Below are 23,776 nucleotides of genomic sequence, written 5' to 3' on the forward strand. Positions count from 1 at the left end.
GATCCTTTTTACCAGTAGAAGTATTGCATCAGGAAGACCTGATCGCTCGGGTCGCCGGAGGCATTTTTCATATAGAAGCGGCTGTCGGCAGCGGTGGCAAAACGCCCGCCGCCGTACTCGTACCAGATCCCGAACTGCATAAACGAGGTAGTTTCTTCAGCCGCATCGTCCGGACGATGTTTCGCGTAGCTGTAAGCAGTGGAGAGATAAACGCCTTTCAGGGCTTCCACCATGGCGCTGACCATAAATCCGCTCTCCGTGCCGGAGACGTTCTGTCCATCTGCCCGTCCGGTATGATGCCACGCGCGTGCCGCCAGGTTGGGTGTCAAAACGCCTGTTAAAAAGAGCTGGCCTGTACCGTCGGTAATTTCAAGACCGTTCATCCAGGTGACATCTTTCATGATGTCGTACTGAATATAGCCATTCGCCATTGCCGGATAGGTATATTTGTCGTCATAACGATCGTATTTGCCGAAGTGCAGCCAGGCCTTGCTTTCGTCATGGTGACCCGCTGGCGTGGCGGTGACGCTATAGCGCAGGTTGCCGGAGAGGTTTTGCACCTTTAGTGCGTACAAGATGTCGCGGGTGTTGGGGATCACATAACCCAGATCCGGCGTAAAATCGCCCCACCATTGCAGGTCATCGAGAGACGAGTCCTGGCGCAGGCTGAGCATGATCTCGGTGCTGTTATCGGTTTTGTAACCGCCGTAGAAGCGGTTAATCCCACCTTCAAACCCGCCCCAGCTGTGATCGGGCACCCAGGCGTTGCCCTGATGATCCGCCTGTACGGTCCAGCCTTCGCCGTAAATCAGGCCGAACCAGTTCCCCTGTTTTATCTCCAGACCGCCCTCAATATAAGTGCCGTCGCTGTATTTATGTTTATCCTGACCTTCTAAATCCATATACCCACCGACGCCCATCTCGCCATAAAAACGAAATGACGGGGAGGTTATTGCCGGTGTTTTGGTATCGTCATGTTCAGCGGGCCGGGCATCTTCTGCGGCAATAGCAGGGCAGCAGAAAGAGAGGGCAGCGAGTGCCCAAAATGTTTTTTGTTTAATTTTCATAAACTCATCCCAATGAGATAAAATCCATGCCTTTTATTTCAGTTAATATTCGAGGCAGGTGATGCTTCAGTTTTTTGTTGTTCTTTTGATAATCCGTTTACGTATTTGCTGTATTTCCACCAGGCAAATCCGAGGAATAAAACAATGCCACCGACGTTATAGAAAATAATCGTCAGAATATTGGCACCGGTAGGGAAAGTGGATGCCACAAAACCAATGGCGAAAATAACAATCAGCATCGACACTATGGTTATACCCGTGGTTCGTGAACCCATCCTGAAATCGCGCGGCAGGTGATCGAGCTTACGACGCAGGTTGAGGTAGGCCAGCATAATAAACAGCGGCGGTAACATTGAGGCTGCGGCGGTCATATTGATGACGGTGTTCATCAGCTCCTGCGCGGTACTGGAGCCCATGGTCGGGATAATCATCAGTGGGATCACAATCAAATACTGGATCCAGGCCGCGCGCGCCGGTACGCCGTTTTCGTTCAGCGCCACGGTTTTCGGACCAAAAATGCCGGTCGGGATCTCCGAGAAAAAGATTTTGACCGGCGTCGCCGTCCACATCAGCAGGGAGCCGAACATGGCGGTAAAGGAAACCAGACCGACGAAACGGTTCATCAACACTTCCGGCAGGCCAAACCACACCGCCAGACCGTGGAACACCTGCACCGAACCCCCGGTAAACTTCAACGCTTTGCTGCTGATAAAGACGTTGATCAGTACCGAGGAGATGGAGTACAGCACGCCGATAAAGATCCCCGCCAGGATGATCACTTTAACGAAAGATTTCGAACCGCCTTTCACATCGTTTACGTACACCGCGACGGATTCCGCGCCCCCGGCAGCCATAAATATCCAGGTGGTAATGCCGAGGAATGCCCAGTTAAAATGCGGGATCATCGCGTCGACGGTAATCGGATCAGCGGGCTGCACCCCACCCATTAGCGCCGCGCCCGCCAGCAGAATGTAAGAGAGCGTCAGCAGCAGCATCAGCGTGGAGGTTACAGACGTAATTGGCCCCAGCATCTTCGCCCCGTTGGTGGAGACCCACGTTGAGAAGGCGAACAGCACCATACTTAGCACCGTTGTGGCAAATGGTGTGAGAATGTACTCATAGCCAAGAAAGGCATAAGAGGCATAGGCAATGACGCGCGGTAATAACGAGGTGAAGAAGAATAAATTCACGAACCAGTATGTATAAGCGGTAATAAATGCCCAGCGCCCGCCGAGTGAACTTTTTACCCAGGCATAAACTCCAGCTTCTGAGTTTTTATTCAACGAGACAAACTCAGCGATAATTAAGCAGAACGGGATAAAATAGAACAGGGTTGCTAAAAAGAACATCGGCGCGGAGGCAAGTCCGAGTTCGATATTATTATTGATCACGTTGTTAAAACTAAACACGGCGGCAAAGGTCAGCGACAGCAGGCCGAATTTGCCGATGGTATTGCGTTTGGTGGTTTCAGACATAACGTTTCTCCGGGTAAGAGGCTAGCGGTGCTTCATTAGCACCGCTCGTTTTTTTATTTGTTATGGAAATAACCGTCTTCGATGGTCACATTGAGAATGACTTTTTTGACCGGCTCCTCGCTGATAAAGCGATACGCCTCATGGTTCTCACAAATTACGATCTGCCCCTCGCGCACCTGTTCGGTGGTACCCACGCCTTTCAGGTATTCTCGATCGGTCTCATCGCGGTAACACTCCACTGTCTGAAGCGCATCTTTGGCGGCATATTCAATTTTCTGCGCGCCCTGAAGGTAGTAATGCACCTCGAAATAGCGGCGATGCCCGACAAACAGCGCGTCGGTGCTGGCATCATTGGTCACACGGTAGGCCAGCGAATCGCCAATCGAATGGGCTACGCCGGGCGAGATATTATCGATATTGTTAATGGCTTCTGAGCAGCGCTGCCATTTGCGACCCGTGCGGTAATGCTGTTGAAACTGTTCCAGGCTCTCAAGAACGATCATTTGTCTGCCTCGCTGTGCAAATCCATGGAGAAGAAACCGGTGCCGAATTGCTGGCGTGCCAGCGCCATCGAGGCGATGCGGCCGCCATTGAGCGGGAGCAATGTGAAGCCGTAGCGGAACGGACGGAACCAGACGCGCCAGCTCTCCAGTACCTCACTTCCCCAGGAATTGGAGCCTAAGCCCAGCACCTGGTGGTCAAGATTAAGCGTAATGTCATCGCAGCGGCGCAGTTCGTTGCAGTGCTGTGCGGCGTGAATATTCTCAGCCGTGTAGTGCCAGGCGCTGAAGTGGAGAGGCTGTTGCGGTACGACCAGCACGCCGCTGCCATGACGATCCGCGAGGGAGGCCCAGCGCACCTGCTGACGGTTGCCATTGTTTTGCGGGAACGGATAATTTTCAAACATCTTATCAACCGTGGTGTGCCACAGGTCGATGGTGCTGGCCTGCTGGCTGTCCGGATAGTTTTCACCCGGCCCTCGCCCGTAGTAGCTCACCTGATCGAAACCGCCGTTGATGCCAAGCGTAAAGCCGATGCACGGAATAATGTGTGGGTACTCGCCGTAGCGCTCACCGCATAGCTCAACGTTGATCTGCCCGTCGGCGGCGATGCGCCAGCGATAGGTACAGCGCATGCCAAAATCAAACACTGGCGGGGCAATCAGGGTACGGGTGGTGACGATGACCGCATCGTTATGCTGCTCAACCTCGAAACCGCGCAGATGCTCCTGCATGATCTGGAAATGATACGGCTGCCACAGCCCTTCATACTCCTGCTTATGGTTATCAATCATGGGCTTGAAGAAGTTAATCTTCGGCTCACGGGTAAGGTATTCCTCACCGTTCACCTGCCAGGCGCTGAGTTTTCCCGATACTTTAGAGAAGCTCGCGCGGAAGTTATGCCCGGTCACGGTGCAGCTCAGGCGATCTTCCTCCAGACGCAGCGGAGTGGCACTGGTGTTGATAAACGATGTCTGGCGTGCCGTGCGGTCTTTTAACGGGAACTGATACACCGCGATCTCGTGCCCGGCCTCGCTGTAGCGCGTGGGACTGTTTTTGATAATACGTACAGTCAGGAACGCTTCGCGCTCGTCCAGTTCCGGCACGTGCAGACTGACGCTGCGGGAGCTGTTGGGGGCCAACCCGGTGATGTTCAGTGGCTCACTGTGCAGCGTTTCACCTTCCGCACGCACCTCCGTGAGGAGGGTGTAATCATCCAGGCTGGTGAACCATAAGCGGTTATCAACGTGCAGCTCACCGTTTTGCCAGCGCAGTTTGACCGGGGCGATCACCTGCTTGTACTCACGCAAACCTTGCCCGGGCGTTTGATCGGAGTAGATCAGCCCGTCGAGGCAGAAGTTGTAATTATTGGGGTAATCACCGAAGTCGCCGCCATAGGCGTACCAGATGTTGCCGCTGGCGTCTGTTTTCTGAATACCGTGGTCGCACCACTCCCAGACATAATGCCCCTGAATGCAGTCGTGGCGATCGAACACGTTCTGATACTCGGTCAACCCGCCGGGACCGTTGCCCATCGCATGGGCGTATTCGCAGATAATGCGCGGTTTGGCGTGCGGGTATTCGCCAAACAGATTCATCAGCGGTACGCGGGTATACATGGTGGAGATAATGTCCACCACCTCGGCGTCGCGATCTTCTTCGTAGTGAAGCAGGCGAGTATCATCCAGCGCTTTTGCCGCACGGGCCATCGCGCGGATGTTACAGCCGTAGCCGGACTCGTTTCCGAGCGACCAGATGATGATCGACGGATGATTTTTCTGCGCGTGAATATGGCGTTCGATACGCTCAACGTAGACCGGCTCCCACACCGGATCGTCCGTAATGCGGCTCAGGTCGCCGACGTTGGCGAAGCCGTGAGACTCCACATCCGTTTCAGCCATTACAAACAGGCCGTACAGGTCGCAAAGCTCGTAAAAGCGCGGGTCGTTCGGGTAGTGGGCGGTACGTACCGAGTTGATATTGTGCTGCTTCATCAGGATCAGGTCGCGCTCCACGCGATCCATCCCCACCGCGCGGCCCTTCAGATGATCGTTGTCATGACGATTGACGCCGTGCAGCTTCAGATAACGGTTGTTAACGTAGAACAGGCCGTCTTTCACCTTGATATCCCGAAACCCGATGCGCTGCGGGATGATTTCCAGCGTCTGGCCATGGTTATCTTTTAAAGTCATGACCAGATGATAAAGATCCGGCGATTCAGCGGACCACTGGCGGGGTTGCCTCACCTCAATGCTGAAGGCGGTTTCCGCACGCTCGCTGACGGTCAGGTTGTCGGTTGTTCCCTTGTGCAGCACTGTCTCGCCGTCGTACAGGGTATAATCCAGTTGAACACAGCCAGGGCGTGCAGCAAGGTTTTCCAGCTCAAGCTGACAGAAGAGGGTGGCATCCCGGTATGCCTCGTCGAAGGTGGTTTTAACCGTGAAATCGCGGACATGCGTGAGTGATTTTCCCAGCAGGTAGACGTCGCGGAATATCCCCGCCGTCCACCACATGTCCTGATCCTCAATGTAGGTGGAATCTGCCCACTGCATAACCCGCACGCACAACAGGTTTTGCCCGCTGTGTACCGCATCGCTGATATCAAACTCGGCAGACAGTCGGCTGCCTTTGCTAAAGCCTATATAGCGGCCATTCACGTAGACTTCGAAATAGGTTTCGACGCCGTCAAACTTGATAAGAGTCTGTTTCTCTTGCCAGCTTTCAGAAAGCGTAAACCAGCGCTGGTATGCCCCGGTCGGGTTGTCTGACGGCACCCATGGTACGTCCACCGGGAAAGGAAAGCCTTCGTCGGTGTACTGCAACTGACCGTGACCTTCCATCTGCCACATGCCCGGCACGGTAATATCGCCCCAGTCGGCCATGTATTCTGAGGTAAAGTTTTCCGGGACAAGCAGCGGGTTCGTGAAGAAGCGAAAGTTCCACTTTCCGCTTAGCGACAGAAAGTGGCTGCTGGCTCCACGCGCAAACGTGCGTGCCCGGGAAACGGTGTCATAAGAGAAGAAGTACGCACGTGGCGGGAGCCGGTTTTCATGCGTGAGTTGAATATTTTCCCAGCGATTCATGTGATCTCCCTGTAGGGGTAAAACATCATTGCTGGAGATTTTAGTAAATATTTTACTAAATAAAATCAGTAAAACCGATTTGCTTTAACTCGATCACGAAATTAAAAAAGCCGGGCGTGCCCGGCGGGAGAGTTAACAGGTGGAAATCAGCGGGTGGTGCCGCGCAGCTTCAGTACGCTCGGGACAAAGACCTGAAGCGGTAGCGCGCGGCCATCGCGGGCCTTTTCCAGCAGCAGATTAACGCCCTGGCTGCCCATCATTTCAGAGTGAATGCGCACGGTGGAAAGAGGCGGGAAGGTAAAGCGGGCGGTTGGAATGTCGTTCACGCTGATCAGTGAAATATCTTCCGGGATCGCCAGCCCTTTTTCGTGGATGGCGCGTAACACCCCGATGGCGATGGAATCGGAGGCCACGAACAAGGCGGAAGGCCAGCACTGTTGTGCCAGCATGATTTTTGCCAGTTCATAACCGGACGAGCTGGAAAAACCGCCGCGCCAGATGTCCTGTTCCGATACCACCCCTTTCAGGAGCCCGTACTCCACGAAGGCGGCTTCCCGAATATCAGCCTTGCCTGGCTCATCTTCGCCGCCGATAAAGCCAATCCGCTTAACTCCCTGAGCAATAAAGAAATCCACGATCTGCTTGCTGATGCGCGAAAGGTCAATATCGACAGAATCGTACTCGCTACCTGGCTCGTGAAAGTCGATAAAACAGACGTTGTCGGTCAACGACATTGCCGCACGTCGAAGCGCAGGGGAGGGTTTGCCTACAATCAACACCCCGGTGAGCTTTTTCAGCTCCGGCAGGGTGGCATTAGCGTAGCAGTTACTCAGTTCGACCCCCAGTTTTTCGCACTGCGTCTCAATGCCGTGGCGAATGGCAAGATAGTAAGGGTCGTTGATCTCCAGTTCCTGCTGGTAGCTGTAGAGCGCCAGAATATGTTGCTGACCGGCAGCGACAGACTGCATTTTACGGGAGGTCGTGCTTTTGTATTCCAGCTTCTCGGCAATCTCCAGAATGCGGTGTTTCGTCTCTTCTTTCACATTCAGCGTCGGGTCATCGTTTAAAACCCGGGATACCGTTGCCAGCGAGACGCCAGCTTCCGTCGCGATGTCTTTCAGCGTTGCCATGTTTGTCCTTATTCCCCACGAGATAGCTTATTGTAAAGGATGCGTTCGGACATGCATTAATTTTTAGTAAATAACATCCCTGTTGCCCTCGCCAGTTATCGTGCTAGTATTTAGTAAAATTTTACCAAGGAGGCAAAAGTGGAAACGGTAGCGTACGATGATTTTGCAAAGCTCGAGATCCGCGTGGGAAAGATTGTTGACGTTAAACGTCACGCCAATGCGGACAAGCTCTATATTGCGCAGATAGAGGTGGGAGGCAGAACGTTGCAAACCGTCACCAGCCTGGTGCCGTATTACCGGGAAGAGGAGCTGATGGGCAAAACGGTGGTGGTGTTGTGTAACCTGGCAAAGGCTAAAATGCGCGGTGAAACATCTGAATGCATGTTGCTCTGCGCGGAAACCGATGACGCCCGAGAAAGTGTGTTATTAACGCCGGAGCGGGTGATGGCGGCAGGGGTAAGAGTGGTGTGAAAAAGCCGGGTGGCGGCTACGCCTTACCCGGCCTACAAAGCCTCGAACCGCAGGCCGGGTAAACGACAGCGTCACCCGGCAAAAGCACTACAGCACGCTTAGCGCCTTCTCCACCACGTTCTCAACGGTAAAGCCGAAATATGGGAACAGCTTGTCGGCCGGGGCGGATTCACCGTAACCATGCATCCCGACAATTGCCCCTTTCAGGCCCACGTATTTGTACCAGTAGTCGGCAATGCCAGCTTCAACCGCCACGCGCGCCGCGACGTTTGAAGGCAGCACCGATTCGCGGTACGCCTCATCCTGAGCATCAAAGATATCCGTTGAAGGGAGGGAAACCACGCGCACCGCGTGACCCTCGGCGGTCAGTTTCTCCGCCGCTTTTATAGTGATTTCCACCTCGGAACCGGAGGCGATCAGGATCACGTCTGGCTTGCCGCCGCTGTCTTTCAGGATGTACCCGCCGCGGGCGATATTTTTCACCTGCTCCGGCGTGCGCTCGATCTGCGCCAGGTTCTGGCGCGACAGGATCAGCGCCGTGGGTCCGTTATGACGCTCTACGGCCAGCTTCCAGCCCACTGCCGCTTCCACCTGATCGCAAGGACGCCAGGTGCTGAAGTTTGGCGTTAAGCGCAGGCTCGCCAGCTGCTCTACCGCCTGGTGCGTCGGCCCATCTTCACCCAGCCCGATAGAGTCGTGGGTGTACACCATGATTTGCCGCGCCTTCATCAGGGCCGCCATACGCGCCGCGTTACGGGCATATTCGACAAACATCAGGAAGGTGGCGGTGTACGGCACGAAGCCGCCATGGTGGGCGATGCCGTTGGCAATGGCGGTCATCCCAAACTCGCGCACGCCGTAGTGGATGTAGTTCCCGGCAATGTCCTCCTTCAGGGATTTAGAGCCGGACCAGATGGTAAGGTTACTTGGCGCCAGATCCGCCGAGCCGCCCAGCAGTTCGGGCAGGATTGGGCCAATCGCGTTAAGGGTGTTTTGTGATGCCTTACGGGTGGCAATTTTCGCCGGGTTGGATTGCAGGTTTTCAATCAGCGCCTGGGTTTTCTCTTCCCAGTCTTCCGGCAGGCCGCCGCTCATGCGGCGGGTAAACTCAGCCGCCAGCTCCGGATACGCTTTTTTGTAGGCGGCAAACTTCTCGTTCCAGGCCTGCTGCGCTTTTTCACCTGTTTCGCGAGCATCCCAGGCCTTGTAGATCTCTTTTGGGATCTCAAAGGCCGGGTGTTTCCAGCCCAGTTTCTGGCGGGTCAGCGCCACTTCCTCTTCACCCAGCGCCGCGCCGTGCGCCTCCTCTTTGCCCGCTTTGTTCGGCGAGCCGAAGCCGATGGTGGTGCGGCAGATGATCAGGGACGGTTTGTCCTTCACGCTCTGCGCTTCCTGAATCGCTTTTTTCACCGCCTCTGGATCGTGACCGTCGATCTCGTGCACCACGTGCCAGTGATAGGCTTCAAAGCGTTTCGCCGTATCGTCGGTAAACCAGCCCTCGGTTTCCCCGTCAATGGAGATACCGTTGTGATCGTAGAAGCCAATCAGCTTGCCCAGCCCCAGGGTGCCCGCCAGAGAACAGACCTCGTGAGAGATCCCCTCCATCAGACAGCCGTCGCCCATAAAGACATAGGTATAGTGATCGACAATCTCGTGGTCGGGCTGGTTGAACTGCGCGGCCAGCGTACGTTCGGCAATCGCCAGGCCAACCGCATTCGCCAGCCCCTGGCCCAGCGGGCCGGTAGTGGTTTCAACGCCCGGCGTATAGCCGATCTCCGGGTGGCCCGGCGTTTTGGAGTGCAGCTGGCGGAAGTTTTTTAATTCCTCAAGCGGCAGATCGTAGCCGGAAAGGTGCAGCAGGCTGTAGAGCAGCATCGAGGCGTGCCCGTTGGAAAGAATAAAACGGTCGCGGTCGTACCAGGTCGGATCGGTAGGGTTGTGCTTCAGGAAGTCGTTCCACAGCACTTCGGCGATATCAGCCATCCCCATGGGGGCGCCAGGGTGGCCGGAATTGGCTTTTTGTACGGCATCCATGCTGAGGGCGCGAATGGCGTTGGCGAGCTCTTTACGGGACATAGTTCACTCCGTGGCAAGGTTAAAGTTTGGCGGCGAGAAGATCTTCGAGTTTGCGCTGGTCGACGGCGAACTGACGGATGCCGTCCGCCAGTTTTTCCACGGCCATTGGATCCTGATTGTGCTCCCAGCGGAATTCCGCTTCGGTCATGGGTTTTGGTTTTGGCAGAACGGTGGAGGTTGGCACAAGCTTGCGGATCACCGTCTCTTCACTCTCCTGAAGCTTTTTCAGCAGGTCAGGGGAGATGGTCAGCCGGTCGCAGCCCGCGAGCGCGAGGATCTGCTCGGTGCGGCGGAAGCTGGCCCCCATCACGATGGTCTCGTAGCGGTGCTGCTTGTAATAATCGTAGATATTACGCACCGATTTCACGCCGGGATCTTCGTCCACCACATACGGATCCATCGGCTGTTTCGCCTGATACCAGTCGTAGATACGTCCGACAAACGGTGAAATCAGGAACACGCCCGCTTCGGCGCAGGCACGAGCCTGGGCAAAGGAGAACAGCAGCGTCAGGTTACAGTTGATCCCCTCTTTCTCCAGCACTTCCGCCGCGCGGATGCCTTCCCAGGTGGAGGCAAGCTTGATCAGGATGCGTGATTTATCGATCCCCTGCTCCTGGTAGAGTTCCACCAGGCGGCGAGCCTTGCTAATGCTCTTTTCCTGGTCGAATGAGAGGCGGGCATCCACTTCGGTGGAGACGCGTCCCGGTATGCTTTTAAGAATTTCCGCACCGATATTGACCGCCAGCTTGTCACTGGCCTCGGCGACCTGCTGCTCCTGCGTTTTACCGCGCTGTTTGCCGTAGGCAAGGGCGTCATCAATCAGATGACTAAAGTGCGCAAGACCGGCCGCCTTGAGCAGCAGCGAGGGGTTGGTGGTCGCGTCTTCCGGCTGGTAGTGACGAATCGATTCGATGTCGCCGCTGTCTGCAACCACGGTGGTAAATTGTTTGATGCCGTCTAGCTGGTTCATAATTACTCCTTGGAAATAAAAGAGTTAGTCGAGTGCGTCAGGTCACACTTCTGAGAAAATCATGATGGACTTAACAAAAAAGCATAGCAGACGGGGGAGGCATTGCTGTCTGAGACGGGTAACATGGCTGTTATAAATTGATAACAATTTTTATTCTGCAATGGTGAGAGTTTGGCAGCCTTCAAAGTTTAGGAGCCTGCCTGCGGCGATACTATGCGGCACACCAGGGTGTGCATAGGAACGTCAACATCACCCTTTTTGACCGAAACGTGAAAGGAATAACAAGATGGATGATCAGTTAAAACAAAGCGCTCTCGATTTTCACGAGTTTCCTGTTCCGGGTAAAATCCAGGTATCCCCGACCAAACCGCTGGCGACCCAGCGCGATCTGGCGCTGGCCTACTCGCCGGGCGTAGCTGCCCCGTGCCTTGAAATCGAAAAAGATCCGCTGGCAGCGTACAAATACACCGCCCGTGGCAACCTGGTGGCCGTTATCTCTAACGGTACGGCGGTACTGGGGTTAGGGAACATTGGCGCGCTGGCCGGTAAGCCGGTGATGGAAGGGAAGGGCGTTCTGTTTAAGAAATTTGCCGGTATCGACGTCTTCGATATCGAAGTGGACGAACTGGACCCGGATAAATTCATCAACGTGGTGGCGGCGCTGGAGCCGACCTTCGGCGGCATCAACCTGGAAGACATCAAAGCGCCGGAATGTTTCTATATCGAGCAGAAGCTGCGCGAGCGTATGAACATTCCCGTGTTCCATGACGACCAGCACGGCACGGCGATTATCAGTACCGCCGCCATTCTGAACGGTCTGCGTGTGGTGGAGAAAAACCTCTCCGACGTGCGCATGGTGGTCTCCGGCGCTGGCGCCGCGGCCATCGCCTGTATGAACCTGCTGGTGGCGCTGGGCATGCAGAAACACAACATCGTGGTCTGCGACTCCAAAGGCGTGATTTACAAAGACCGCGAGCCAAACATGGCGGAAACCAAGGCGGCCTATGCGGTGGAAGACGACGGCAAGCGCACGCTAGAAGACGTCATTGAAGGTGCCGACATTTTCCTCGGCTGTTCAGGCCCGAAAGTACTGACCCAGGAGATGGTGCAGAAGATGGCGCGCGCGCCAATGATCCTGGCCCTGGCGAACCCGGAGCCGGAAATTCTGCCGCCGCTGGCGAAGGCAGTGCGTGAAGACGCGATCATCTGTACCGGACGTTCGGACTACCCGAACCAGGTGAACAACGTGCTCTGCTTCCCGTTCATCTTCCGCGGTGCGCTGGACGTTGGCGCTACGGCAATCAACGAAGAGATGAAGCTTGCCGCCGTTCATGCTATCGCAGAGCTGGCGCACGCCGAGCAGAGCGAAGTGGTGGCCTCCGCCTACGGCGATCAGGATCTGAGCTTCGGCCCGGACTACATTATCCCTAAACCATTTGACCCGCGTCTGATCGTGAAGATCGCGCCAGCGGTGGCCAAAGCGGCGATGGACTCTGGCGTGGCGACGCGGCCGATTGAAGATTTCGATGCCTACGTCGATAAACTCACCGAGTTCGTCTACAAAACCAACCTGTTTATGAAGCCGATCTTCTCCCAGGCGCGCGCTGACGCGAAGCGCGTGGTGCTGGCGGAAGGGGAAGAGGCGCGCGTGCTGCATGCCACGCAGGAGCTGATCACCTTAGGGCTGGCGAAACCGATCCTGATTGGTCGTCCGAGCGTGATCGAGATGCGTATCCAGAAGCTGGGCCTGCAAATTAAGCCGGGCGTCGACTTTGAGATCGTCAATAACGAATCCGATCCGCGCTTCAAAGAGTACTGGAACGAATACTATTCGATCATGAAGCGTCGTGGGATCACCCAGGAGCAGGCGCAGCGGGCGGTGATCAGCAACACCACGGTGATCGGCGCGATCATGGTTCATCGCGGTGAGGCGGATGCGCTGATCTGCGGCACCATCGGCGAGTATCATGAGCATTTCAGCGTGGTGCAGGAGATCTTCGGCTATCGCGAGGGGGTCCATACTGCCGGCGCAATGAACGCGCTGCTGCTGCCAAGCGGTAACACCTTTATCGCCGATACCTACGTTAACGACGATCCAACCCCGGACGAACTGGCGGAAATCACCGTGATGGCGGCGGAAACCGTGCGCCGCTTTGGTATCGAGCCGAAAGTGGCGCTGCTGTCGCACTCTAACTTCGGGTCATCCAAATCCGCGGCGGCGTGCAAAATGCGCCAGACGCTTGGCCTGGTGCGCGAGCGTGCGCCGGAGCTGATGATCGACGGCGAGATGCACGGCGACGCCGCGCTGGTGGAGAGCATTCGTAATGAACGTATGCCGGACAGCCCGCTGAAAGGCTCGGCGAACGTGCTGATTATGCCGAACGTAGAAGCGGCGCGTATCAGCTATAACCTGCTGCGCGTGTCGAGTTCTGAAGGGGTGACCGTAGGACCAGTGCTGATGGGGGTGTCAAAACCGGTACATGTGTTAACGCCGATTGCCTCCGTGCGTCGTATCGTCAACATGGTGGCGCTGGCGGTGGTTGAGGCGCAGACGCAGCCGCTGTAATTTTTACCCTCACCCTAACCCTCTCCCAAAGGGAGAGGGAATTTATACTCCCTCTCCCTTTGGGAGAGGGCAGGGGTGAGGGGGTTACACCCAGTCCCGAACCCGAATAAACTCACGCAAGGCAGCCTCCGGGCTGCCTTCTTTGGGTTCAAAGCTGTATTCCCAGCGCACCAGCGGCGGCATCGACATCAGAATGGACTCCGTACGCCCACCGGTTTGCAGGCCAAACAGCGTCCCGCGATCCCATACCAGATTAAACTCCACGTAGCGCCCGCGGCGGTACAGCTGGAACTCACGCTCGCGAACGCCGTAGTCGGTGTTTTTGCGGCGTTCGACAATCGGCAGATAGGCATCGGTAAAGCCTTCACCCACCGCGCGCATAAAGCTGAACGCGGTATCAAAATCCGGCGTGTTGAGATCGTCAAAGAACAGCCCGCCGATGCCGCGTTGCTCGTCGCGATGCTTCAGATAGAAATAATCATCGCACCACTTTTTGTATTTTGGGTAAACGTCTTCGCCAAACGGCAGGCAGAGGTCGCGCGCGGTGGTGTGCCAGTGCACGGCGTCCTCTTCGAAGCCATAGTAAGGCGTTAAGTCGAAACCGCCGCCAAACCACCAGACGGGATCGGCTCCCGGTTTTTCCGCGATGAAAAAGCGCACGTTGGCGTGGCTGGTTGGCACAAACGGGTTATGCGGATGCACCACCAGCGAGACGCCCATCGCCTCGAAGCTGCGGCCCGCCAGTTCAGGCCGATGCGCCGTGGCGGATGCTGGCATTGCATCACCGTGGACGTGGGAGAAGTTAACCCCGGCCTGTTCAAAAATACCGCCGTTACGCAGCACGCGGCTGCGCCCGCCGCCGCCCGCGTCGCGCTGCCAGGCGTCTTCATGGAATTCACCGCCGTCTGCGGCGGCCAGTTTCTGGCAAATCGCGTCCTGTAGCTGCATCAGGAACGTTTTGACCAGCTGTGCATTCGGTTTCATCAACGTTTCCTGGAGTGTGCTTTTTGATTATCGAACCAGTTGAAATAACTGATAACCCCGGAGGCGATGGCGTTCGCGATCTTCTGACGAAACGCCGTGGTGCCGAGTAAACGCTCTTCTTCCGGGTTGGTAATGAACGAGGTTTCAACCAGCACGGACGGAATGGACGGGGACTTCAGCACCACAAACGCGGCCTGCTCGGTGCTTTTACTGTGCAGACGGTGCACGGGCTTAATCCGTTTGAGGATATGCGAGCCGAGCGTCAGGCTGTTTTTGATGGTATCGGTCTGCACGAGATCAAACAGAACCTGCTGCAACAGATGGTCTTTGTCGGTGGCTTTTTTCCCGGCCACTTCATCCGCCCGGTTTTCGCGATCGGAGAGGTATTTCGCCATGGCGCTACTGGCGCCACGGTTGGAGAGGGCGAACACCGATGCGCCTGCGGCGGAAGGGTTTGTGAAGCCATCCGCGTGAATGGACATAAACAGGTCGGCGCCGTGCTTATGGGCAATTTCCACGCGATCGTACAGCGGGATAAACGTGTCGCCCGTGCGCGTCAGGCGGGCGTCAATGCCGTTGCTGCGTAAAATTGCGCGCACATTTTTTGCAATTGCCAGCACGACGTGTTTTTCTTTCGACCCGTTTCGGCCAATGGCGCCGGTGTCGATCCCGCCGTGGCCCGGATCGAGCATGACCAGACGCTTTGCCCCGGCTTTTTTGGTTTTCGGCTTGCTGTGTCCGTTACTGGTTTTAAGCGAGCTCTCTTCTTTTGCCTGAGCCTGCTTTGCGATGCCTGTTAACGTTAAGGCCGCCAGCCCCGCTTTGAGAACCTGACGACGCGATGTGAGTGCTTTTAATGGTTTGAATGTGCTCATGCGGCCTGAATTGTAAAAATTGGGGTCCTGGTGTTATATCGTATCGCGTTTTGCGTGACGACATTCCTTATTGAGAATTGTTTTACTTTTCATTTCAATACGTGACAAAGTGACATTATGCCAAATTTTGGCGAGTTTTTCCCCGGTTATTGGCTAAATGCCCTGTTCACGCCATAATCACTGTTTTTAAACCCGAAAAGGCGGTTAATACCATGGAGATACGCGTTTTTCGCCAGGAAGATTTCGAAGAGGTGATCACCCTTTGGGAGCGCTGCGATCTGCTGCGTCCGTGGAACGATCCGGAAATGGACATCGAACGGAAGGTGAACCACGACGTCAGTCTGTTTCTGGTCGCTGAGGTCAACGGCGAGGTGGTCGGGACGGTAATGGGCGGGTACGACGGCCACCGCGGGTCGGCCTACTATCTGGGCGTGCACCCGGAATATCGCGCGCGCGGCATCGCCAACGCGCTGCTTAACCGTCTGGAAAAGAAACTGATCGCCCGTGGCTGCCCGAAAATCCAGATTATGGTGCGGGAAGATAACGACGTGGTGCTGGGCATGTATGAACGTCTGGGCTACGAGCACGCGGATGTACTGACGCTGGGTAAGCGCCTGATCGAAGATGAAGAGTACTGAGTTCCACCCTGGCGACTATGATGTTCACGGTCGTCTGCGTCTGCCTTTTTTATTCTGGTGCGTTCTGCTGTTGCAGGCCCGCACCTGGGTGCTGTTCGTGATGGCTGGCGCGTCACGCGGGCAGGGCGATACGCTACTGAATCTCTTTTATCCCGATCACGATGCGTTCTGGCTGGGGTTACTGCCCGGTGTACCGGCGGTGCTGGCGTTCCTGTGCAGCGGTCGGCGGCAGTTCCTCCCGCGCATCTGGCGCGCACTTCGCTGGCTGTTGATTCTGGCGCAGGTTGTGCTCCTGGTCTGGCAGCCCGTGCTCTGGCTGTACGGCGAGCCGCTTTCCGGTATCGGGATTGCGCTGGTGGTGGCGGATATTGTCGCGCTGCTGTGGCTGGTCACGAACCCCCGTTTACGCGCCTGTTTTACGCAAGAGTCAGATTAAAACGGCACTTTTTGCCGATACTGCACTCCAACAAGCGTTGATTTACTACGTAAGGACGTCTCAATGAAATCGCTGCGTTTACTTTTATGCGCTCTCCCGCTGGCGTTAACCGGCTGTTCCACGCTCTCATCCATCAACTGGTCTGCGGCCTATCCGTGGAACTGGTTTGGCTCCTCAACGGAAGTGACCGAGCAGGGCGTGGGCAAAATCACCGCCTCGACGGCGCTGGATCAGGATGCCATTCAGGAGGCCATCGGCAGTGATTATCGCCTGCGCAGCGGCATGAAAACCGAGAACGGCAACATCGTGCGCTATTTCGAAGCGTTGAAAGACGACAAGGTGGCGATGGTCATCAACGGCGATAAAGGTACGGTCAACCGCATTGCGGTGATGGATGAAGAGATTCCGACCTCAGGTGGCGTGAAGGTAGGTACGCCGTTTGGCGAGCTCTACCAGAAAGCGTTTGGCCACTGCGCCAGCGTGCCGTCGGATGACAGCGTGGCGGTCGAGTGTAAGGCCGACGGCAGCCAGCACATTAGCTATGTATTCAGCGGCGCCTGGAACGGTCCGGAAGGGTTAATGCCGTCTGACGACACCCTGAAAAAGTGGAAAGTGAGCAAAATTATCTGGAAGCAGTAATTTGCGCCTGAGCAAGCCGCCTCGCTGAAATCCAGGTATAATAGCCGCCATCAATGCCACGCTGTCGTGGCATCTTTTTTTCAGGAGGAGCGATGTCTCAGGTTCAGAGTGGCATTTTGCCAGAACATTGCCGCGCGGCGATTTGGATTGAAGCCAATGTCAAAGGGGACGTGGATGCCCTGCGCGCGGCCAGCAAAATTTTCGTTGATAAACTGGCCACCTTTCAGGCCAAATTCCCCGAAGCCCATCTGGGCGCGGTGGTTGCCTTTGGCAATACCGTCTGGCGTCAGCTGAGCGGCGGCGAAGGCGCAGAAGAGCTGAAAGACTTTATTCCTTATGGCAAAGGTCTTGCGCCCGCCACCCAGTATGACGTCCTGATTCATATCCTCTCCCTGCGCCATGACGTGAATTTCTCCGTCGCTCAGGCAGCGATTGAGGCCTTTGGTGACAGCATCGACGTGCAGGAAGAGATCCACGGTTTCCGCTGGGTGGAAGAGCGCGATTTGAGCGGCTTCGTCGACGGCACCGAAAACCCGGCCGGGGAAGAGACGCGTCGCGAGGTGGCTGTAATCAAGGATGGCGTGGACGCGGGCGGCAGCTACGTGTTCGTCCAGCGCTGGGAGCATAACCTCAGGCAGCTCAACCGCATGAGCGTGCATGATCAGGAGATGATGATTGGCCGCACCAAAGACGCCAATGAAGAGATTGACGGCGATGCGCGTCCGGTCACGTCCCACCTGACCCGCGTTGACCTTAAAGAAGACGGTAAGGGGCTGAAGATTGTTCGCCAGAGCCTGCCGTACGGCACCGCGAGCGGTACGCACGGCCTGTACTTCTGCGCTTACTGTGCACGCCTCTACAACATCGAACAACAGCTGCTGAGCATGTTTGGCGATACCGACGGCAAGCGTGACGCCATGCTGCGCTTCACCCGTCCGGTGACCGGTGGCTACTACTTTGCGCCGTCCGTTGAGCGCCTGCTGGCGCTGTAAATCGCTCTCCATTCGTAGGCCGGGTTAGCGTTAGCGCCACCCGGCAATTTCTCCCGCACCCCTTATTCCCTTTTCTGCTTCTAAATCACCAAACGGTATATAAAACCGTTACTCCTTTAGACTCCGTTATAAATATTATGACTATAAGATAGTCATCACATTTATAAGGGTGCGCAATGGCCGTTACTGTACTGAAAAAAGGATCGCTGGCACTGGCAGGTTTACTGCTGGTGGCGCAGGCGCAGGCAACCGAGTTGCTGAACAGTTCTTATGATGTTTCACGCGAGCTGTTTGCCGCCCTTAATCCCGCATTTGAACAGCAGTGGGCGAAAGATAACAACGGCGACAAGCTGACCATCAAACAGTCGCACGCTGGTTCATCCAAGCAGGCGTTGGCCATTTTGCAGGGGCTGAAAGCGGATGTGGTGACCTACAACCAGGTCACGGACGTGCAGATCCTGCACGACAAAGGCAAGCTGATCCCGGCGGACTGGCAAAGCCGCCTGCCGAACAACAGTTCGCCGTTCTACTCCACCATGGGCTTCCTGGTGCGCAAGGGCAACCCGAAAAACATTCACGACTGGAACGACCTGGTGCGTTCTGACGTCAAGCTGATTTTCCCGAATCCGAAAACCTCCGGCAACGCGCGTTATACCTATCTGGCGGCGTGGGGCGCGGCGGACAAAGCTGACGGTAACGATAAAGCGAAAACCGAACAGTTTATGACCCAGTTCCTGAAAAATGTCGAAGTGTTTGACACCGGCGGCCGGGGCGCAACCACCACTTTCGCCGAGCGCGGGCTGGGCGATGTGCTGATCAGCTTTGAATCCGAAGTGAACAATATTCGTAAACAGTACGAAGCGCAGGGCTTCGAAGTGGTTATCCCGAAAACTAACGTTCTGGCCGAGTTCCCGGTGGCGTGGGTGGATAAAAACGTCAAAGCCAACGGCACTGAGAAAGCGGCAAAAGCCTATCTCAACTATCTGTACAGCCCGCAGGCGCAGACGGTGATTACTGACTATTACTACCGCGTTAATAATCCGGACGTGATGAACAAGCTGAAAGACAAATTCCCGCAGACCGAGCTGTTCCGCGTGGAAGATCATTTCGGCGCCTGGCCTGAGGTGATGAAAACGCATTTTGCCAGCGGCGGTGAGTTAGACAAATTGCTGGCGGCGGGGCGTAAGTAATGTTTGCAGGATCAACAAGACGTGTGCTGCCGGGTTTTACCTTAAGCCTCGGGACCAGCCTGCTGTTCGTCTGTCTGATTTTATTGTTACCGCTCAGCGCTCTGGTGATGCAGCTCGCTGAGATGAGCTGGTCCCAGTACTGGGAAGTGGTCACCAACCCGCAGGTGGTGGCGGCTTACAAGGTCACGCTGCTGTCTGCGTTCGTGGCCTCGATTTTTAACGGCGTGTTTGGCCTGCTGATGGCATGGATCTTAACCCGCTATCGCTTCCCGGGCCGCACGCTGCTCGACGCCCTGATGGATCTGCCGTTTGCCCTGCCGACGGCGGTGGCCGGTTTGACGCTGGCGTCGCTGTTCTCCGTGAACGGCTTTTACGGCGAATGGCTGGCGAAGTTTGATATTAAAGTGACCTATACCTGGATCGGTATCGCGGTGGCGATGGCCTTTACCAGCATCCCGTTTGTGGTGCGTACCGTGCAGCCGGTGCTGGAAGAGTTAGGCCCCGAATACGAAGAGGCCGCGGAAACTCTGGGCGCCACGCGCTGGCAGAGTTTCCGTAAGGTTGTGCTGCCGGAACTTTCTCCGGCCTTGCTGGCGGGGGTGGCGCTTTCCTTTACCCGCAGCCTCGGTGAATTTGGCGCGGTCATTTTTATCGCCGGGAACATCGCGTGGAAAACCGAAGTGACCTCGCTGATGATTTTTGTCCGTTTGCAGGAGTTTGATTATCCGGCGGCGAGCGCGATTGCCTCGGTGATCCTTGCCGCGTCGCTGCTGCTACTGTTTTCGATTAACACTCTGCAAAGTCGCTTTGGTCGACGTGTGGTAGGTCACTGATGGCGGAAGTTACGCAATTGAAGCGCTATGACGCGCCCCGCATCAACTGGGGCAAATGGTTTCTGATTGGTACCGGCGTGCTGGTCTCCGCATTCATTCTCGTCGTGCCGATGGTGTACATCTTCGTGCAGGCCTTCAGCAAAGGGATTATGCCCGCGCTGCAAAACCTGGCCGATCCGGACATGCTCCACGCCATCTGGCTGACGGTGATGATTGCCCTGATCACCGTCCCGGTGAATCTGGTGTTTGGCGTATTGCTGGCCTGGCTGGTAACGCGCTTTAACTTCCCGGGGCGTCAGCTGCTGCTGACCCTGCTGGATATCCCGTTTGCGGTGTCTCCGGTGGTGGCGGGTCTGGTTTATCTGCTCTTCTACGGCTCCAATGGCCCGCTGGGCGGCTGGCTGGATGAACACGACCTGCAAATCATGTTCGCCTGGCCGGGAATGGTGCTGGTGACCGTCTTTGTCACCTGTCCGTTCGTGGTGCGCGAGCTGGTGCCGGTGATGCTCAGCCAGGGCAGCCATGAAGATGAAGCCGCGGTGCTGCTCGGCGCTTCCGGCTGGCAGATGTTCCGCCGCGTCACGCTGCCTAATATCCGCTGGGCACTGCTTTACGGCGTGGTGCTGACCAACGCCCGTGCGATCGGTGAGTTTGGCGCGGTGTCGGTGGTATCCGGCTCGATTCGCGGCGAAACCCTGTCGCTGCCGTTACAGATTGAATTACTGGAACAGGACTACAACACCGTCGGTTCCTTTACTGCCGCAGCGTTGCTGACGCTGATGGCGATTTTGACCCTGTTTTTGAAGAGTGTGGTGCAGTGGCGTTTAGAGAATCAGGAAAAACGTCAGCATCAGGAGGGAAATCATGAGCATTGAGATTGCCAATATTAAGAAGTCTTTTGGTCGCACCCAGGTGCTGAATGATATCTCGCTGGATATCCCTTCCGGACAAATGGTGGCGCTGCTGGGGCCGTCTGGCTCCGGTAAAACCACGCTGTTGCGCATTATCGCCGGGCTTGAACACCAGACCAGCGGACATATTCGCTTCCACGGTACGGACGTTAGCCGCCTGCACGCCCGCGACCGTAAAGTGGGCTTTGTATTTCAGCATTACGCGCTGTTCCGCCACATGACGGTATTCGACAACATCGCGTTTGGCCTGACCGTGCTGCCGCGTCGTGAACGTCCAGATGCCGCCGCCATCAAAGCGAAAGTGACCAAACTGCTGGAGATGGTGCAGCTTGCGCATCTGGCGGACCGCTTCCCGGCTCAACTTTCCGGCGGGCAGAAGCAGCGCGTGGCGCTGGCGCGTGCGTTAGCCGTTGAACCGCAAATCCTGCTGCTGGACGAACCGTTTGGCGCGCTGGATGCGCAGGTGCGAAAAGAGCTGCGCCGCTGGCTGCGTCAGCTGCATGAGGAACTCCAGTTCACCAGCGTTTTCGTGACCCACGATCAGGAAGAGGCGATGGAAGTGGCCGATCGCGTGGTGGTGATGAGTCAGGGCAACATTGAGCAGGTTGACGAGCCAGAGCAGCTCTGGCGTGAACCGGCGACCCGCTTTGTGCTGGAGTTTATGGGGGAAGTAAACCGCCTTCAGGGCACCATTCGCGGCGGTCAGTTCCACGTTGGCGCGCACCGCTGGCCGCTGGGGTATACCTCCGCGCATCAGGGGCCGGTGGATCTGTTCCTGCGTCCGTGGGAAGTGGACGTCAGCCGTCGTACCAGCCTGGATTCGCCGCTTCCGGTGCAGGTGCTGGAAGCTAGCCCTAAAGGGCACTACACCCAATTAGTGGTACAGCCCCTGGGCTGGTACACCGAGCCGTTGACCGTGGTTATGCGTGACGACGTGCCGCCGTACCGGGGGGAGCGCCTGTTTGTCGGGCTGCAACACGCGCGCATTTATCATGGCAACGAGCGCATTGAGACGCGCGAGGATATTGCTCTGGCGGAGTCAGCCTGATAGGTTATTAGTATGTTTATCGCCCGGTGGCGCTGCGCTGACCGGGCCTACAGTTATCACTGCGTCTTGTAGGCCGGGTAAGCTAAGCGCCACCCGGCTTTTTTATTGAGTAAAAATCGTGAATACACTCGAACACACCATCGGCAACACCCCTCTGGTCAAACTTCAGCGCATGGGGCCTGATAACGGCAGCGAAATCTGGGTCAAGCTCGAAGGCAATAACCCGGCGGGGTCGGTGAAAGACCGGGCGGCACTGTCGATGATTGTCCAGGCCGAGAAGCGCGGTGAAATTAAGCCAGGCGACGTGCTCATTGAGGCCACCAGCGGAAATACCGGAATTGCGCTGGCGATGATTGCCGCCCTGAAAGGCTACCGCATGAAGCTGCTGATGCCGGATAACATGAGCCAGGAGCGCCGGGCCGCCATGCGCGCCTATGGAGCCGAGCTGATTCTGGTGAGCAAAGAGCAGGGGATGGAAGGGGCGCGAGATTTAGCGTTAGCGATGGCGGAGCGCGGGGAAGGCAAGCTTCTCGACCAGTTCAACAACCCGGACAACCCGTACGCGCACTACACCACCACCGGCCCGGAAATCTGGCAGCAAGCCGACGGGCGCATCACCCACTTTGTCTCCAGCATGGGGACCACGGGCACGATCACCGGTGTGTCACGCTTTCTGCGCGAACAGGAGAAGCCGGTGACGATTGTCGGCCTGCAACCGGAAGAGGGGAGCAGTATTCCGGGCATCCGCCGCTGGCCGGCGGAGTATATGCCGGGCATCTTTAATGCGCAGCTTGTGGACCAGGTGCTGGATATTCATCAGCGCGAGGCGGAAAATACCATGCGTGAGCTGGCCGTGCGTGAAGGTATCTTCTGCGGCGTCAGCTCTGGCGGTGCCGTAGCGGGTGCGATCCGGGTGGCTGAGTCCACGCCGGGGGCGGTGGTCGTAGCGATTATTTGCGATCGCGGCGACCGTTATCTGTCTACCGGCGTCTTTGGTGAAGAGAGTTATTCGCAGGGGGCGGGGATTTAAGCGTCATGGAGATGATTTTATTCCGGGATAAAACCCGGGCGCAGCAAACCGATATTGTCGCCGTACAGTCGCAGGTGGTGTACGGCAGCGTGGGAAACAGCATCGCGGTGCCGAATATTCGAACCCACCGGCTGAACGTTACCGCCGTGCCAACGGTGCTGTTCAGCAATACGCCGCACTACGACACCTTCTACGGCGGGGTGATCCCGGACGAGTGGTTCAGCGGCTACCTTAAGGCGCTGGAAGAGCGCGAGATCCTGCGCGAGCTTAAAGCGGTCACCACCGGCTATATGGGCAGCGCCAGCCAGATCGCGCTGCTGGCGCAGTGGCTGAAGGCAATCAAAGTGCAACATCCCGATCTGCTGGTGCTGGTTGACCCGGTAATTGGGGATATCGATAGCGGAATGTATGTGAAGCCGGATATTCCTGAAGCCTACCGTGAGCATCTGCTCCCGCTGGCCCAGGGCATTACGCCCAACGTGTATGAACTGGAAGTGCTGAGCGGCAAACCGTGCCGTACGCCGGAGAGCGCCATTGCCGCCGCGCAGGGGCTGCTGTCCGACTCGCTGAAATGGGTAGCGATCACCAGTGCGCCAGTGTCTGACGATCCGCAGAATATCCACGTTGTGCTGGTGAGCGAAGAAGGTGTTACCGTAAGCGCGCACCCGCGCGTAGAGACGGATCTGAAAGGAACGGGCGATCTGTTCTGTTCGGAGCTGGTCAGCGGCATTGTGGGAGGGAAAACCGTTGCCGATGCCATTCGCATGGCGGGCGATCGGGTGACTGACGTTATGATCTATACGCAGTCGAAAGGCTATGACGAGCTTATCCTGCCGGCATAAACAAAAATGGCGCCCGAAGG

The 23,776-nt window shown here is 56.4% G+C and carries 21 protein-coding genes; 12 read left to right on the top strand and 9 right to left on the bottom strand.

Translation table 11 applies throughout. From position 1 onward, the window contains the following. Window positions 1–8: 8 nt before the first annotated feature. The 5 genes from ygjJ to ebgR all read right to left on the bottom strand — a co-directional run bounded on the left by ygjJ (window position 9) and on the right by ebgR (window position 7,255). Window positions 9–1,067, bottom strand: a complete 1,059-nt coding sequence (gene ygjJ / locus SK58_RS08740; RefSeq protein WP_047729256.1) for a protein YgjJ — start codon at window positions 1,065–1,067, stop codon at window positions 9–11. A 38-nt stretch (window positions 1,068–1,105) separates the two neighbouring features. Then, window positions 1,106–2,542 carry an amino acid permease gene (locus SK58_RS08745; RefSeq protein ID WP_045333806.1) on the bottom strand — a complete coding sequence of 479 codons (1,437 nt, stop codon included), beginning with the start codon at window positions 2,540–2,542 and terminating at the stop codon, window positions 1,106–1,108. Between the two features lie 53 nt (window positions 2,543–2,595). Next, the gene (locus SK58_RS08750; protein ID WP_015572213.1) at window positions 2,596–3,045 is read right to left on the bottom strand and encodes a beta-galactosidase subunit beta; all 450 of its coding nucleotides are present in this window, start codon (window positions 3,043–3,045) and stop codon (window positions 2,596–2,598) included. Continuing rightward, window positions 3,042–6,125 (bottom strand): beta-galactosidase subunit alpha, encoded by a 3,084-nt coding sequence (gene ebgA, locus SK58_RS08755; protein ID WP_048219696.1) that lies wholly within the window; start codon window positions 6,123–6,125, stop codon window positions 3,042–3,044. Before ebgA ends, SK58_RS08750 begins: the two co-directional genes overlap by 4 nt. Window positions 6,126–6,271: 146 nt before the next feature. Next, a complete protein-coding gene (ebgR, locus tag SK58_RS08760) occupies window positions 6,272–7,255 on the bottom strand; it encodes a transcriptional regulator EbgR (RefSeq protein ID WP_015572215.1) in 984 nt (327 codons plus the stop codon). 138 nt (window positions 7,256–7,393) lie between these two features. Here ebgR and SK58_RS08765 point away from each other — a divergent pair, with 138 nt between their 5' ends. After that, entirely contained in the window at window positions 7,394–7,726 is a 333-nt protein-coding gene (locus tag SK58_RS08765) for a tRNA-binding protein (RefSeq protein WP_048219698.1), read from the top strand. Between the two features lie 87 nt (window positions 7,727–7,813). Here the strand turns inward: SK58_RS08765 and tkt are convergent, their stop codons facing one another. Further along, window positions 7,814–9,802: a transketolase gene (gene tkt, locus SK58_RS08770; protein ID WP_048219700.1), complete on the bottom strand. Its 1,989-nt coding sequence runs from the start codon at window positions 9,800–9,802 to the stop codon at window positions 7,814–7,816. Window positions 9,803–9,821: 19 nt separating this feature from the next. Beyond that, window positions 9,822–10,772, bottom strand: a complete 951-nt coding sequence (gene tal / locus SK58_RS08775; RefSeq protein WP_015572217.1) for a transaldolase — start codon at window positions 10,770–10,772, stop codon at window positions 9,822–9,824. A gap of 286 nt (window positions 10,773–11,058) precedes the next feature. Here tal and maeB point away from each other — a divergent pair, with 286 nt between their 5' ends. Next, window positions 11,059–13,338: an NADP-dependent oxaloacetate-decarboxylating malate dehydrogenase gene (gene maeB / locus SK58_RS08780; protein ID WP_015572218.1), complete on the top strand. Its 2,280-nt coding sequence runs from the start codon at window positions 11,059–11,061 to the stop codon at window positions 13,336–13,338. Between the two features lie 84 nt (window positions 13,339–13,422). On the opposite strand, the gene hemF is transcribed toward maeB, so the two are convergent. Both hemF and amiA read right to left on the bottom strand, forming a co-directional pair. Continuing rightward, a complete protein-coding gene (hemF, locus tag SK58_RS08785) occupies window positions 13,423–14,322 on the bottom strand; it encodes an oxygen-dependent coproporphyrinogen oxidase (protein ID WP_047746428.1) in 900 nt (299 codons plus the stop codon). Continuing rightward, entirely contained in the window at window positions 14,322–15,197 is an 876-nt protein-coding gene (gene amiA, locus SK58_RS08790; protein ID WP_015572219.1) for an N-acetylmuramoyl-L-alanine amidase AmiA, read from the bottom strand. Before amiA ends, hemF begins: the two co-directional genes overlap by 1 nt. 212 nt (window positions 15,198–15,409) lie before the next feature. Here amiA and SK58_RS08795 point away from each other — a divergent pair, with 212 nt between their 5' ends. From SK58_RS08795 to pdxK, 10 genes are all read left to right on the top strand, one after another. Continuing rightward, window positions 15,410–15,835 carry a GNAT family acetyltransferase gene (locus SK58_RS08795; RefSeq protein ID WP_003861292.1) on the top strand — a complete coding sequence of 142 codons (426 nt, stop codon included), beginning with the start codon at window positions 15,410–15,412 and terminating at the stop codon, window positions 15,833–15,835. Further along, entirely contained in the window at window positions 15,822–16,271 is a 450-nt protein-coding gene (locus SK58_RS08800; protein ID WP_032102765.1) for a DUF2919 domain-containing protein, read from the top strand. Before SK58_RS08795 ends, SK58_RS08800 begins: the two co-directional genes overlap by 14 nt. Before the next feature lie 63 nt (window positions 16,272–16,334). Next, complete coding sequence (locus SK58_RS08805; protein WP_032102764.1) at window positions 16,335–16,910, top strand: RpoE-regulated lipoprotein; 576 nt, start codon at window positions 16,335–16,337, stop codon at window positions 16,908–16,910. A gap of 92 nt (window positions 16,911–17,002) precedes the next feature. Further along, window positions 17,003–17,902 (top strand): Dyp-type peroxidase, encoded by a 900-nt coding sequence (locus tag SK58_RS08810; RefSeq protein WP_017383480.1) that lies wholly within the window; start codon window positions 17,003–17,005, stop codon window positions 17,900–17,902. 176 nt (window positions 17,903–18,078) lie between these two features. Next, a complete protein-coding gene (locus tag SK58_RS08815) occupies window positions 18,079–19,092 on the top strand; it encodes a sulfate ABC transporter substrate-binding protein (protein WP_017383479.1) in 1,014 nt (337 codons plus the stop codon). Continuing rightward, the gene (cysT, locus tag SK58_RS08820) at window positions 19,092–19,925 is read left to right on the top strand and encodes a sulfate/thiosulfate ABC transporter permease CysT (protein WP_017383478.1); all 834 of its coding nucleotides are present in this window, start codon (window positions 19,092–19,094) and stop codon (window positions 19,923–19,925) included. Before SK58_RS08815 ends, cysT begins: the two co-directional genes overlap by 1 nt. Then, the gene (gene cysW / locus SK58_RS08825) at window positions 19,925–20,800 is read left to right on the top strand and encodes a sulfate/thiosulfate ABC transporter permease CysW (protein WP_003861305.1); all 876 of its coding nucleotides are present in this window, start codon (window positions 19,925–19,927) and stop codon (window positions 20,798–20,800) included. The genes cysT and cysW overlap by 1 nt, the downstream gene beginning before the upstream one ends. Then, a complete protein-coding gene (gene cysA, locus SK58_RS08830; protein WP_017692966.1) occupies window positions 20,790–21,884 on the top strand; it encodes a sulfate/thiosulfate ABC transporter ATP-binding protein CysA in 1,095 nt (364 codons plus the stop codon). Before cysW ends, cysA begins: the two co-directional genes overlap by 11 nt. A gap of 118 nt (window positions 21,885–22,002) precedes the next feature. Next, window positions 22,003–22,914 carry a cysteine synthase CysM gene (gene cysM, locus SK58_RS08835; RefSeq protein WP_032102762.1) on the top strand — a complete coding sequence of 304 codons (912 nt, stop codon included), beginning with the start codon at window positions 22,003–22,005 and terminating at the stop codon, window positions 22,912–22,914. A gap of 5 nt (window positions 22,915–22,919) precedes the next feature. Beyond that, on the top strand, window positions 22,920–23,756 hold the full coding sequence (gene pdxK / locus SK58_RS08840; protein ID WP_017383475.1) for a pyridoxine/pyridoxal/pyridoxamine kinase: 837 nt from the start codon (window positions 22,920–22,922) through the stop codon (window positions 23,754–23,756). The last annotated feature ends 20 nt before the right edge of the window (window positions 23,757–23,776 follow it).

The sequence above is a fragment of the Enterobacter sp. BIDMC93 genome, assembly GCF_001037805.1.
Taxonomy (GTDB): domain Bacteria; phylum Pseudomonadota; class Gammaproteobacteria; order Enterobacterales; family Enterobacteriaceae; genus Enterobacter; species Enterobacter hormaechei_C.

Bases quoted from the DNA above. Each gene is read 5' to 3' on its own strand.
- SK58_RS08815 (WP_017383479.1), top strand. From the start codon at position 18,079: ATGGCCGTTACTGTACTGAAAAAAGGATCGCTGGCACTGGCAGGTTTA.
- ebgR (WP_015572215.1), bottom strand. From the start codon at position 7,255: ATGGCAACGCTGAAAGACATCGCGACGGAAGCTGGCGTCTCGCTGGCA.
- cysW (WP_003861305.1), top strand. From the start codon at position 19,925: ATGGCGGAAGTTACGCAATTGAAGCGCTATGACGCGCCCCGCATCAAC.
- SK58_RS08810 (WP_017383480.1), top strand. From the start codon at position 17,003: ATGTCTCAGGTTCAGAGTGGCATTTTGCCAGAACATTGCCGCGCGGCG.
- pdxK (WP_017383475.1), top strand. From the start codon at position 22,920: ATGGAGATGATTTTATTCCGGGATAAAACCCGGGCGCAGCAAACCGAT.
- tkt (WP_048219700.1), bottom strand. From the start codon at position 9,802: ATGTCCCGTAAAGAGCTCGCCAACGCCATTCGCGCCCTCAGCATGGAT.
- SK58_RS08805 (WP_032102764.1), top strand. From the start codon at position 16,335: ATGAAATCGCTGCGTTTACTTTTATGCGCTCTCCCGCTGGCGTTAACC.
- SK58_RS08800 (WP_032102765.1), top strand. From the start codon at position 15,822: ATGAAGAGTACTGAGTTCCACCCTGGCGACTATGATGTTCACGGTCGT.
- maeB (WP_015572218.1), top strand. From the start codon at position 11,059: ATGGATGATCAGTTAAAACAAAGCGCTCTCGATTTTCACGAGTTTCCT.
- ebgA (WP_048219696.1), bottom strand. From the start codon at position 6,125: ATGAATCGCTGGGAAAATATTCAACTCACGCATGAAAACCGGCTCCCG.
- SK58_RS08750 (WP_015572213.1), bottom strand. From the start codon at position 3,045: ATGATCGTTCTTGAGAGCCTGGAACAGTTTCAACAGCATTACCGCACG.
- tal (WP_015572217.1), bottom strand. From the start codon at position 10,772: ATGAACCAGCTAGACGGCATCAAACAATTTACCACCGTGGTTGCAGAC.
- SK58_RS08795 (WP_003861292.1), top strand. From the start codon at position 15,410: ATGGAGATACGCGTTTTTCGCCAGGAAGATTTCGAAGAGGTGATCACC.
- hemF (WP_047746428.1), bottom strand. From the start codon at position 14,322: ATGAAACCGAATGCACAGCTGGTCAAAACGTTCCTGATGCAGCTACAG.
- ygjJ (WP_047729256.1), bottom strand. From the start codon at position 1,067: ATGAAAATTAAACAAAAAACATTTTGGGCACTCGCTGCCCTCTCTTTC.
- amiA (WP_015572219.1), bottom strand. From the start codon at position 15,197: ATGAGCACATTCAAACCATTAAAAGCACTCACATCGCGTCGTCAGGTT.
- SK58_RS08745 (WP_045333806.1), bottom strand. From the start codon at position 2,542: ATGTCTGAAACCACCAAACGCAATACCATCGGCAAATTCGGCCTGCTG.
- cysA (WP_017692966.1), top strand. From the start codon at position 20,790: ATGAGCATTGAGATTGCCAATATTAAGAAGTCTTTTGGTCGCACCCAG.
- cysT (WP_017383478.1), top strand. From the start codon at position 19,092: ATGTTTGCAGGATCAACAAGACGTGTGCTGCCGGGTTTTACCTTAAGC.